Raw genomic sequence first — 12,678 nt, 5'->3', positions numbered from 1 at the left:
GGCGAGCCGGTGTCGGCGAGGGTGGCCAGCGCCCGGAGGCGGTCGGCCGGCATCTCGCGCAGCCGGACCGGCTGGGTGAAGGCCTGCGCGGGGATGAGTCGTCGACGGGTAGCGGCCCACTCGTCCAGATCGGCGCGGGTTTCGAGGACGACGGCGTCATCGGGCAGGTCGATGCCGAACACGTCGCGGGCGAAGGCGAGCATCCGGGAGCGGTCACCGCCGTCGCCGAGGGTGGCGGAGGTGGCCACGGGGCAGACGGGGCCGAGCGGGGAGGCGTCGAAGGCCTCCTGGCGCGGATCGTCGGCGGGCAGGAGTTCGCGCACGGCCAGCCCGAGGCGCCGCAGCAGCATGGCCACGTCCGTGCCCTGGGCGCCGTCGTAGGTGTGGAACTCGTCGAGTACGAGGTAGGTCAGCGACTGGGCGGAGGCCGACCACAGCTTCTGGTCCCCGGGGCGCAGCAGCAGCTGGTCGAGCATCTTGTAGTTGGTGAGCAGAATGTCCGGCGGATAGTCGCGGATGTGGTGACGGTCGGTGATGAGGGAGTCCGCGGTGACGCGCTTGGATCCGTCGGTGGAGTCGCCCGTGTACAGGGCGGCGGTGATCCCGGCCAGGGCCGGGTCGGAGGTGATGAGGCGGGCCAGGCGGCCGGCCTGGTCGGTGGCGAGCGCGTTCATCGGGTAGAGGATGAGTGCCTTGATGCCGGTGACGCCGCGGGCGCGGGCGCGCAGCACGTGATCGAGCACGGGGTGCAGGAATGCCTCGGTTTTGCCCGAGCCGGTGCCGGTGGTGACGATGGTGGGCTCGGGGCGGTGACCGTTCTTGGTGGTGAGCCTGCGGTAGGCATCCTCCTGGTGGCGGTAGGGCGGGAGCCCTGGATCCCAGTCGAGGGCGTCGGAGCGGGCGCTCGCGGGCAGGTAGGGCAGGCGCAGCTTGACGTAGGGGCCCACGAAGATGCCCTGCTCGGGGTCCTGGAGGAAATCGGCCAGCGCGCGCCGCGGCTCCGCATCCGTCAGTGCGAAGGTGGTGGAGAGGTAGTCGACGATGGAGCGCCGTATGCGCTCGGCCTGGAGGCTGGGCAGGAGGAGCATAGTCAGCCCCGCGGATCGTGGGCGCGGGGACCGGCGGCGACGCCGGCAGTAGCGGTGACGGTGAGGCAGCGGGCCCACGGCGGGGCGGAAGGCCTACGACAGAAGGCCCGACGGGAGATGCGGCTCACAGAGTCGAGAGTACCGCAGTGGTTGGGGTGGTCCCGAGGCGGTCCACGACTGTGGCTGCGTTGGAACTTGCGCGTCTACACAACAGTTGTGAGGGACCGGATCTTGCAACGACGGATCCATGATCCTGCCCTTGCGAGGACTGCAGTGGCGAAGACTTACGTCCCCGCGGCGGGTGAGCCGCACCCAATCCTAGCAGGCTATCGGCGACGTACTTGGCATGATCCGGCAGAGCGCGAACAAGCGCTTCCACACTGCTTAGTAGATATTCGTCTACTGTCGGGGACAGATCGTCGGAGAGTACGTAGGAGTGCGCAGTGTAGGAAGACCTGCCCGCTAACCGAGCGGGCCGCTGTGCGGGCGAGGTGATTGACGCGGAGGATCACGAGCGCCGGACCTGGGCCGTGAATGATAAAATGTCCAAACACGGATCCGTTGCTTGGGAGGAGGTCGAGATAGGTCTCAGGGTGGCGAACTGAACCGTTCCTGACTTTGGAGAATGCGAATATCTCGAAGGATAGTGTCGACGGACGAACTGCGCCCAAAAGAAGCCGTAGAATAGGTCACGGAGCGACTATGAGAGTCCGCGGGGCGTAATCCCTCGCGGAATCGCAGGTTGGGTTGCACGACCGCCGCGACTTGTGGTGAACGTTGGCTGAATGTACTAAGAACGACGGTGCAGTAATCCGAGAACACTACCGAAGACACGGAACGCCTTACGGCATGTCTCAGGGGCATCCTCGGTGTCGGAAACGTCATCAGCCATAGACAGTGAAATTCTCACTGAGAGTAAAATCTATGCGACGAACACGCCCGCTCCTTAAACCTATCGAATATGCTCTTATGCAACTCGTGGGTCACGAGCTGGAACTAACCAGCGCCGGGTCATCGCTCAAACAACTATGCAATAACAACGTTATGCAGCACTAGACGATTGCATCCTGCATGACGAGCATATGGTTCATAATCGAGAACTCCTTAACCTTGCCGAGCCCAGGAAAGTGCTGGCGCCTATGCAGATCGCGAAATGCATCGATCCCTTGGTTCGTTGGCAACGACTTTGTGTCAATGAAACTGATGAGCTTGTTGAGCGCCTCGAAGAACTTCCCGGCAAGATCGTCTTGAGTCTCATTACTGTCAGAACAAAAGTGCCTCAGCCGGACAGCGTCTCCTGACAAATAAGTGAAGTGAATAACAACCGTGTAGGCCGGACCACCCCTATCGTGAAAAGCCCTTCCCAGCGTGAGGAAGTCGCTGACGCCGACGTACCCCGCGTTCTTGTAACCAGTGACGCGAGTACTGAAGATTGACTCCCCACGACCCACATACTCTCGGTTCGGAGATAAAGAAGGAAATGGGTCGTTCGCCCAAACAACCGGAAGCCCCCCGAGTGGCAGGCCATATGAAGCCGGAACCGTAAGATCCTCGGCAACATTCCATCGGACTCCGTGATAAGTCGCACCTTGCAGAGTAGAGGAGAGGCCAGGCTCATGAACGATATCAAGCGTGAACTGATGACCAGCGTTCCTAGCGTCATCGATCCAGCGCGACATCGCCGAGTGATCAGCGTCAGCATTGGAGAGTATGGCAAGTCCATGGTGCTTGAGAAGATCGCTCTCAAGGTAGTAGTCGCCAAGTGATCTCCAGTCGCCATGCTCGCGTAGCTTGCCAACCGAAGGGTTAAGGACAAGGTCGCAACCAAGGCCTTCGTCTGCTATCTGTCGCAGCCTTTTGGCGAAGACACCGTCCGGCAGGGCGACTGGCTCCAAAACCGGCGTGACGCGTGATGATGTGACAAAACTCGCGGCGCAGTTTCGAACGGCGAGGACCTCATGCTGCCGTGCCCGTAGCCTAGGCATGTACATTTGCAACCTCCTGGTTCATCCAGTCTTGAAGACCGGAAATCTGTTGTCTCGTTGGATTGATTTGTAAGATGGCGGGCCGCACCGGCTCGGGCAATCGAGCGATAAGAGACCGACCAGCCCGGGGCTGTCTTCTTTTCAGCTGCTCTGCGACCGCGTCGTGGAAAACAAGCGGGTCCAGATCTCGGGTAGCTGCTAATGCATATGAGAACACCCGCGTATTAGGCAAGTCAGGGACAGTAGCGCCAAGAGCAGATAAAACTCGAAGGTACTCTGCACGACGAAGTGACCGCATCAGAATCTCTGAATCAAGAAACTCGTAGCTAGGCCGTGCGGCACGGACAGTCTCCACGTGTCCGTTCGTGTCAAGCCAGTGAAGACCAACGGTCTCAAATTCAGGGGTTGCGAGCACTTGTTCCACTACATGTTCTGATGCGACAATGGAAACTAGAGGAGCGATTCTCCTGTAATCGCGCAGTTGATTTGTAAGCCGGGAAGTGCTATCGAGATCACTCTTGATCTCGATAGCATGTAACGAGTCTGTGATGGCCAAAATATCGACGATTGATCGGCTGACTCTGAACTCCGGCAGGACAACGCGGCCGCCGCATGGGAACATTTGCCTAAGAACGGCTTTACGATAGACAAAGTCGTTACGATAGTGGCGAGAGAGCCATCTGTCACATCGCCAGATCAGCGTTCGTACCGTGGACGCGCCAATGGCCAGACCGCTCTCGACAAGACTTGAAATAGTACGATTTGCTAATCGTGACGCCGAGCCGTCTCTCATTGCCGAGCGGAGGACGGGTGTTGAAAGCATCGCCGACGCAGCGGCCGCTGGTTCCTCTGCAAAACCCATTACATCTCCTCGCTATGGGGCCCGTACATCAGCCAGTCGAGGACCACGGCCAGTTTCGCATACTGCGTGGCGTAATAGGATCGCCGACGATAGTTACGATTAGAGTCCAGGAATGCTCGCAAACCCTCTCGGTCCCGGGTCTCGTCCAACAATTGCCAAGGGTTTTTAAGGATCCAGTCCTCACCTAGACGATCAAGCACGTCTTGAAAAGTGACACCGGCGGGGAGAGAACGCATTTCAAGGTGCTTGGTCTCCCGAGATATATAGGCATTAATCGTGGATGGGACTTTGGCTCGGGGTAATAAAGCTCCCGCCTCATCCAGGAACCCTCCTTGCCTGAGATACTTCCAATAGGGCACGTACCAGGATCTCTGGAAAGAGCGCCCGAACGCTTCCGATATTACTTTTTTACTGGGAAGACCGCGGTCAGGCGTACCGAGAACATCATCAACGAGGTCCCAGCGAGACAGACCGACGATCCCCTTGACCGTCATCTTGGCGCCGACACCAAATACAACGTCGAACTGATCCGAGGTAGACTCAATATCGGAGACTTGTACTAGTCGGCGATCAGGGTCGTTGCTTTTTACCAGCTCGTAGACCTGATTCTTTAGCTGACGTAGAACGCGAGCCGGAAGCGCTCGCTCTTTGATTCCTAACGCCCGGAACACATCAATGAAGTCAGGGACAACAATTTCGAAGGCTTCGATTTGGCCGCCTTCAATCTGTATGGTTCGGTTGTCTACTTTTGGTGAAGCGTTCGCGTCCCAACTGACGAAAAGAAGTCGATCCTTGAGTTTGCTTGCGCTAACTCCACGCATCGCTTTCACCAACGATCGAAGTATCTCTAGTATGTTGCTGTCGCTTAGACTGTAACCCAGAAAAAGGATTGGATGCTCGACGAAGATAGTCATAAGTTTAGCGGCGAGGTACGCGTCCCGCTCCTGGAAATCATCATAGTCCTCCCCCGTCAGAACGAGTGAGGTAGGTCGTTGTGAGGATCCGTGAATCATGTAGATCTCTGCAATACCTTGCGGTTCGGCGAACAGCAGTTCATCTTGACCAGTGAAGATGGTGTAGTCAGGGTAAACTATTGTCATCAACCTGTCGAAGTTCGTCGTTATAACTCCTTCGATATTCGCGCTTTGGAGGAGCTTGAATTCAGTAGCGTAGTCGGCTGGCGGAGTGAAGCCTTCGAGCGCTTCCTCGAAATACCTCGCGACTTCTATCTTCAAGGCTGATGAAGTATCGGTAACTACGTTGTGATATCGCGCCCTCGAATCTGAAAAGCGCTTGTCTGACCACCAAACCTCGTAGAATTCCTCAGATATTTCCGATGCGGTCTTGGGGAGGTTGCCTTTAGCGCGGCCACGATAGTACTCATATGATTTACTTGTAAATGCGGCAAAGTACCTGAGAAGACCTTCCCAATCGGGGAGATCTGCGTATCGTCTAGAAATCCCCGAGCCGATGAACAGGTATGGCGCCGCCATGGTCTTTAGATGGGAGCTGAGGAAGTCGTACGCGATGCCCACGTCACGTAGGCTACACCGAGGCGCTCTGCGGCGTTGGTGGTTCGGAGGCGTGGGGCTCGGTGGGTAGTGCTTCACCTGGCGCCTCGACCAAGTCAGCCAGTGTGTCGAGGAGGTCGAGGCGTGGTAATCCGCGACGTTCATAGCCTTGCGGAGGTACCGGTAGGCGGCGGCGATCGAGACGTGGGCGTCGCTGGCCGGGAGGTACACGCTGGTGGCCTCGATGAGCAAGCGCAGCAGAAGGTCTGGGTCCAGCAAGTGGCCGCCCGCCGGTAGGGTTGGATGTGGTGGCGGCGGTGATGGGCGGCCAGCCAACGATTCACGGTACGGGCGGTGAAGACGAACACGTGAAGAGTGGCACTAAAGGAGAATTCGCGGGCCATCCAGGGAATAGCAGGGAATCTTGAACGGTTCCTGTCTTCCGGCCCTCATCCCCTGATGAGAAAACCATAATGGCCCGCATTCGTGCTTTCGCGAGGGTCGCGGAACAACTCCGACTTGATGTGGCAATTTGGAAGTTAGCTGCCGCCGAAGTGTACTAGTGATCGCCGTAACGGTGAGGTAAGTGTGTCGTGTTAATGAAACAGATTTGACGACTTTCGCGTACGATCGTACGCGAAAGTCATGAGAACTATCTTTGTAGATGGAATCTTTTCTCAATTACGCTGGTGCGCGATCCTCCCTGGGGTTTAGCTGCGCAGGGTGGTTAAGTCGATTTTGCGTCGTGGGTGGTTGCTGTGACGGTCGTGTGGATGCGGCGGAAGTCGGATTCGCGGTCGCGGGTGTCGAAGGGGAGGGCGTAGACGTAGGTTACGCCCGAGCCGGGGTGGGTGTGGGTGCGCTCGTCCGGCGGCATGTTGGCATCGTGCTCGGGGCGCTGGCGCTTCTCCCACGCCTGGCGCACTGAGGTGGGAACCTGACGACCATTAGCGTCGTAGACGTAAGCGCCCTGGCCGCGGCCGTGGTCATAGTCGTACAGCACAGCGAACTGAGTGCGGTAGATCGTGCACAAGTCGTCAATCGGGATACCAAGCATCATGGCCACCATGACGTCGATCTCCACCTGCGCATTACGCCGATCCTCCGCGCGACGCAACGGCGTATCCGGAGTCCAGACAGGGCCGACCGGACGCTCGTCGTGACGCTCCAAGATCGGAGCGTCGGCGAGGAAGGCGGCATCCCAGCACTCGGCCCACAAGTCCGCATAGGCGTCCGTGACGCAGTTGAGCCGGAGGGTGCGGAGGATGACGAGCGGTGCGAGGGGGTGGTCGCTGGGCAGCGTTGGAAGGCGACAGAAGTCGGGGAAGTAGATACCTGATTTAGGTAGCGCTCGTAGAGTGAAATCAGTCAGAAGCGAAGATGTGCCGGCTTGGGAAAGTGCAAGCGCGGTTAGAGGCATCAGGGGTGAGCCCGCAGAGAACACTCCGTTCGGGTGCGCGGTACCCGGTGGAATGAGGGCCGGGATGAGTGTGCGTTCTCCGGTGTTGGCCGCCATGGCGCGCCAGGCGATGCGGTAGTGGTCGCGGGCGGAGGTGTCGCCCCAGTGCGTGTAGAGGCGGTCGTAGGTGGCGCGGTCGCCTGCCGGCTTGTACGAGGTCACCGGATGGGCGTCGGGAGCGAGCTGCTCGAAGTCGACACTGGTCCAGTCCTTGTTGCTGCGCATGGTCTGGTTCGGCTGCTTGTTAAGTGGGGTCGAGACGTGCAGATGCGGTCCCTGCAGAATGGCGTCCGCCCATGCGGCTTCGCCCCATTCCCGGATAAAACGACCCTTTTGGCGATCGATTGATTCATCCCAGCCGCGGGAAAAATGCAGGCCGAGGCCGCCTACACGTGGGCTGTGTGCCAGGGTTGCCAGGGTCCGAGCGGCAGCAGAGTTGATCGTGTAGACCATGGGGGTTGAGCGCCAGTCCGCGGCTTCGGTGACCGACTGCCAGGTCCTGAGGGTCGACTCGTCAACATGCTGGATACGGGAGGCGTGCGGTCGTAGGTCCCAGGTGCTCGTGTGCGGGTCCTTGAAACCCGGTTCCTCGCCGGTGCCGTCATGCATGAGCGAACGGGTGACTGTGTCCGGATGGTAGAGCGAAGCGGCGTGCAGAAAGCTGGGCGATCGTTCTGTTCCGTAGACATGAACCCCGTATTGCACGAGGTTATGGATGTCGAATAGACGAAGTTCATTGATGAACTGCCAGTGTCGCCGTAGTCGCCGGTATGTGGCGGCGCGTAGGTTCGGGGTCTTCGCGTCGGTGAAGTGGGTCTCCATGTGGATGAGTCCGGACGTGCCCCGAGGACCTTGGTGCTCCCACACCTGGCACATGAAGGCGCGGTAGAGGTCGGGCTGGCCACTGAGTAGCGGATACACCGTCGCGTCACTCAGCAACTCCGCCTGCACCACGACGTCCGCAGTACCGTTGATCACCAGGTGTCTGATGCCTGGGTGCGTGAGTGTAAGCGGGCGGCGGGCATTCTTTTCGGCAACTGAGGAGTTCTTCGCCAGCTTCCACCAGGGGTCCCCTTCGGCTAGGAGCCCTTCCACATCCGTGCGTGGCCGCACCCAGGGCGGGTTTCCGACCTGGAGGTCGAAGCCGCCGCGGGCAAACACGGTGGCGAAGTCCAGCTCCCAGTGGAAGAAGCCCTGCTCCTGCGCCACCCGCTGCACCACTGCCAGCCAAGGGTGCTCCGCAACCACTGCGTCAACCTTGCGGGCACCCGCGAAGCCCAGCTCCACGGCCTCCACATCCTCCAGCTGCGCCCAGGTGGAAGCCTCCGCCAAGGTTCCGTCGGTTCCCCGGGCGTCCCTGGCCGGCTTGCCCAACAAGGCCTCCAGCACGTCCAGCCAGTCGTCCAGGCTCGGCGGCTCCGTGTCCGCTGTCAACGGCCAGTACCACAGGGCACACCACGCATCCATGACCAGTCGTAGCCGCCGATACGCCGAATTCGGGTCGGCGAGGTAGCCCTCAATCTGCTCCCGCGTCACCGTGGAGCCAACGCCGTCGGTCTGGGGCGGGCGCCCCCACAGGTCAATGCGGCGGGAGGCCTCGGCCTCCGCCACGCGCAGCCGCCGCAACGTCAGCTCCCACAGCACCTCAACGCGCTGTGCCAGCGCCACCAGCCGCTTGGTCTGCGTCGCCTTCGGCGCCCTGGTGATGCTATTGCGCCAGGCCTTGAGCGCCCGCAAACGGTCGGCGTCCACAAGATCACGCACCTGCTTGGGCACCTCCACGGCGGAGCCCCAGCCCTGGGCCGGTAACAGGAAGTGGTGAATCCGGTCCGAGACGTCCAGGGCCCGGCCCAGGCGGTGCCGCGACTCGGCTGAGACGCCGTCGGTGCCGCTGGGGCCGTCGATCGCCTCGGCAACCTGCACCAGGGACTCGGAGACCGGCGTCGTGGTCAGCCACGCCTTCTTCTTCAAAGCGCTCACCGGATACAACGCCCGCCTGGCACCCACGAGGGAATTACCGCGCCGCAGCCGCAGCCCGAACCAGGGAGCCGCCAGGCCCTCCACCATGGTGTCCAACCACAGGGAGATCTCCGCCAACTCCACGGCCGTGGCATTGAGGTCCACGCCGTAGACCTGGTGCAAGGCGATATACGCCTTCACCTTCGCCAGCTCGCGCGGGCGCTCCTCCGGGTCCATGCGCTCGCCCAGCTCCCGTTCCCGACGGGATAGATACTGCTCGGCCAACTGCCGCACCGCCTCGATCGCGAATGCGCCCGAGCCGAGCGCCGGCTCGCACACGGTCAGGTGCAGCACCTCTTCCGCCGTCGTCGTCCGGCCATCCTGATCCAGCAGCTCCTCCAGGGCCTGCTGCACGGTGAAACGGGTCAGCACCTCCGGGGTGTAGAACGACGCCGAACGCTGCCGGTCCCGGCCCGACAGGCGGAACACGAACTCACCCGGCTCATAGGTGACATTGCGGCGCTCGCCCGTCACCTCGTCCTCCACCGTCACCAAGTCGGAGTCCGTCAACCCCTCCATGACATCCTCGGGCACCACCCACGAGCCCTTGGAGGCATCCCCGCCCGGGGTCACCTCCCACAAGCGCTCCGTGGCGAAGGAGCCCGTGTAACTCATCAGCCCCTCGTAGACGGCGCCCAACTGGTTGATGCCCAGCTCCACGTAGGAGATGAAACCGCGGCCATTCCTGCCGTTCTCCTTGGTCAGCAGCAGATGGCGCAGCACCCGCAGCAGGGCCGCATTGCCCAGGCGCACCTCGTCGATGAGCGCCGTCGCCTCCGGGCGGAACAAATCCGCGCGCATGGGCTGGAACACCAGCCCGTCAAAGGCCTCCTCCGACCCTGCACTCACGTGCTGGTTCAAGCCCTCATCCACCAACCGGAACAGCGTCCCCAGGGACTCGTAGATGTGCGTGCCCGCCTGCGACGTCTCCTCATGCAACTCCCGCAGCGTCAGCTCGCGCAGCCGGTCCAGGCCGTAGCCGGCGTCGTACTCGGCCGCGCCCACCGGCAGCACGCCCAACTCCGGGCTCGACTCCGCATACAGCAGGAAGATGATCCGGTAGATGTACCGCAACGACTGGAGCGCCAGCGGCTGCGCCTGAGCCTGCGGCAGCGGCGGCAGGCCCCGAGCGGCACGACGGCGCACCACATCATTCGCGATGATCTCAATCGAGGAGCGCACCCCCTCCCGCAGATCCTTCGACACCCCCACCGTGTGGGCGGCCGAGTCCGCGAGCGTCGTCGTCCACCAGGTCTCGCCCTCCGCCGTGGGCAGCAGGGAACGGGCGTCCAGGCAGGTCAGGGCCCGCTCAACCTCCCCGCCGCGCTTGGCATCATTGCGCTCGGCCACCAGCTGCAGGTTGACGGCCAGCCAGCGGCCCTCCGGCCACCGCTCCTTCTCCGCCAGCAGCGCCCACCGGCCCGCCAGTACCAGGGCGAAGGCCGGCCCGTGCTCATCGGTCATGAGCGTGGACAGTGCCCGCGCCACCGAGATCACCGGCTCCGCGCCCTCGATGACCGGAGCGCTCGGGTCCTCCAGCTCCACCGGCTCCCACGGCTCGGCGAGTGTGGGCGCGTCCTTGACCAGCAGGTCCTCCACCGTCGCGGCGGGACGCGCCCGCAGCAGCGCCAACGGTGCGGGACCCTCATCGCCGACGGGGCGCACCAGCGTCATCGGGCCGCGCTCCGTCAACCGGTACTCGGCCGAGCCGAACCCCAGAATCTCCCGCAGCTCGGCATCCAGCTCCTCCGCGGCCCGCAGGGCAGCAGCGGTGGGGGTGCCCACGTCGTCGGGCAGGGCCGCCAGCAGCTCCTCCAGGTGCGTGCGCGCCATACGGAACTGGCTGCGCGGCGTGGGCACGGGCGGCGTGCGCGGGTCATCCGGCTTCTCCAGCGCCTCCCACTCCTTGCGGCGCTCCAGCACGCGCGCCAGGAAGGACTCCTTCGTGGCGTCCGTGGTGAAGTAATGCTCACTGATCCAGTCCTCGCCCACCACGAGCGCATCCGACGTCGCCATCAGCGGTCCCCTTCCTTCCCGAAGCCCCACGGCACGACGACGAGCAGCGGCCGCACCAGCGTGTGCGCCGGCAAATGCTGCTCCATAAGTTCACGTTCCTCATGCACCGTGGAGCGCTGCGAGCGCAACTGCCGGTTCTGAATGAGGCGATTCGCGTCGTCGTCCCAAGAATCCGCGCGCCTCGCCCAGGCCTGCACCCGGGATCGCGCCTGTTCCTCGGCCGCCTGCACGGTCACCCGCATCTGCGTCTCGGCCGCATCCACCGCCGGGGCAATCAGCGCTTCCAGTACATCCGTATCCGGGACGCCGCCGTCATTGGTCTGCTCCTCGGCCACCCCAGCCGCCCGGAACATGGCGGCCGGGGAGTCGTGCACCTGCGCGATCGGCACCGCCGTCGGCGTGCGGCCCGCCGCAAGGTCCGCGCGGGCAGCCTCCAAGTCCAGGAAGGGGAAGGTAGCGGACACGCTCACCAGCGAGATCGTCCGCCCCGCCAAGTTGGTGAGCGTGCCCAGCAGCAGGACGGTGGGCGCATCCACTCCGCCATGCACGGCGAACACCGAGGAGCGGCCCAGCCTGGCCAGCACCCGGTCGCCCGCCCAGTCCAGCACCGGGTGCAGCGGTCCCAGGTAGTGGGCCTCCGGCCAGGAGGAGTCTGAGGAATCCCGCAGCGCCTGCGCCAGCAGGCTCGCGCCCTTGCGCTGATTGGTGGCCAGCAGCAGATGCTCCTGCACGTGCCGGTCCCGCAGGTAGGACTGCGGCAGCACCGCGCCGACGGCGCCGCCGCGCCAGGCCTTGTCCCCGGAGCCGGCAACCGCGGGGATGCGTTGTTCTCATGGACCCTCGCCAAGGCATTCCTGTCCTCCCCGGCGGCACTCATTCAGACGATCGACGAGCGCACGGCGCGGCGCAGGTCCCGGGCGGGCGATGCGCAGGCGCTGCACGACTCGGATCAGTCCTGTGCCCTGGCCCGGCTGCGCGACCTGGCGCAGGCGGCCAACACCACGGACTCCGGCAAGTACCAGGCACTGCTGGGGGAGCTTCGCCGCATCGGCGTCGGCCCCCGTTCCCCGGAGCGCGCGGTCGTCTTCGCCGAGCGCGTCGCCACCCTCAACTGGCTGGCGGAGCACCTGCGCCGGGACCTCGGCCTGCACGAGGATGCGGTGCGCGTCATGCACGGGGCGCTGTCGGACGTGGAGCAGCAGGAGATCGTCGAGGAGTTCCGGCAGTCGCACACGCGCCTGCGCATCCTGGTGACCGGCGACGTCGCCTCGGAGGGCGTCAACCTGCATGCCCAGTGCCATGAGCTGATCCACTATGACATTCCGTGGTCGCTGATCCGGATCGAGCAGCGCAATGGCCGCATCGACCGCTACGGCCAGGAGGTCTCCCCGCAGATCACCACGCTGCTTCTCAGCCCCTCCGACCCGCGTTTCTCCGGCGACGTGCGCGTGCTCACCCGGCTGATGGAGAAGGAGGATCAGGCGCACCGGGCGCTGGGCGACGCCGCCTCCCTCATGGGCCTGTACTCGGGTGACAAGGAGGAGGCAGCGATCCGCGAGGCGCTCCAGCGGGGTGCGGATATTGACACGGTGGTGCCGGATGTGGATGAGGCCCTCGCCTCGGAGGCCCTAGACCCGATGGCCGCCCTGTTCGCCAGGCTGTCGGGCGCCGCCCCGGCTCGCTCGGACGCCGCCGACGACGCCCAGCCGGCCGCGTCCGCACCCGCCCCGTTGTCTTC

At 63.2% G+C, this 12,678-nt stretch carries 7 protein-coding genes; 1 reads left to right on the top strand and 6 read right to left on the bottom strand.

Going from position 1 to position 12,678, the window contains the following annotated elements:
• From RWX45_RS09520 to RWX45_RS09495, 6 genes are all read right to left on the bottom strand, one after another.
• A partial coding sequence (locus tag RWX45_RS09520) for a DEAD/DEAH box helicase (RefSeq protein ID WP_316023493.1) occupies positions 1–1,088 on the bottom strand: 1,088 nt, incomplete at its 3' end.
• A gap of 1,052 nt (positions 1,089–2,140) precedes the next feature.
• Positions 2,141–3,079: a sce7725 family protein gene (locus tag RWX45_RS09515; protein ID WP_316023492.1), complete on the bottom strand. Its 939-nt coding sequence runs from the start codon at positions 3,077–3,079 to the stop codon at positions 2,141–2,143.
• Positions 3,066–3,935 carry a sce7726 family protein gene (locus RWX45_RS09510; protein WP_316023491.1) on the bottom strand — a complete coding sequence of 290 codons (870 nt, stop codon included), beginning with the start codon at positions 3,933–3,935 and terminating at the stop codon, positions 3,066–3,068. Before RWX45_RS09510 ends, RWX45_RS09515 begins: the two co-directional genes overlap by 14 nt.
• Positions 3,935–5,470, bottom strand: a complete 1,536-nt coding sequence (locus RWX45_RS09505; RefSeq protein ID WP_316023490.1) for an SIR2 family protein — start codon at positions 5,468–5,470, stop codon at positions 3,935–3,937. Before RWX45_RS09505 ends, RWX45_RS09510 begins: the two co-directional genes overlap by 1 nt.
• 703 nt (positions 5,471–6,173) lie before the next feature.
• Positions 6,174–10,940, bottom strand: coding sequence for a DNA methyltransferase (locus tag RWX45_RS09500; protein WP_316023489.1), 4,767 nt, complete (start codon positions 10,938–10,940; stop codon positions 6,174–6,176).
• Positions 10,940–11,671 carry a hypothetical protein gene (locus RWX45_RS09495; RefSeq protein WP_316023488.1) on the bottom strand — a complete coding sequence of 244 codons (732 nt, stop codon included), beginning with the start codon at positions 11,669–11,671 and terminating at the stop codon, positions 10,940–10,942. The genes RWX45_RS09500 and RWX45_RS09495 overlap by 1 nt, the downstream gene beginning before the upstream one ends.
• Between RWX45_RS09495 and RWX45_RS09490 the strand changes: the two genes are divergently transcribed.
• Positions 11,672–12,678: helicase-related protein (locus tag RWX45_RS09490; RefSeq protein WP_316023487.1), on the top strand; the 1,007-nt coding region annotated here is incomplete at its 3' end. It lies immediately after the preceding gene.

Source organism: Actinomyces sp. MRS3W, from assembly GCF_032465695.1.
Taxonomy (GTDB): Bacteria; Actinomycetota; Actinomycetes; order Actinomycetales; family Actinomycetaceae; genus Actinomyces.
The sequence above is the reverse complement of the archived record's forward strand: the minus strand, read 5'-3'. Positions and strand labels throughout refer to the sequence as shown.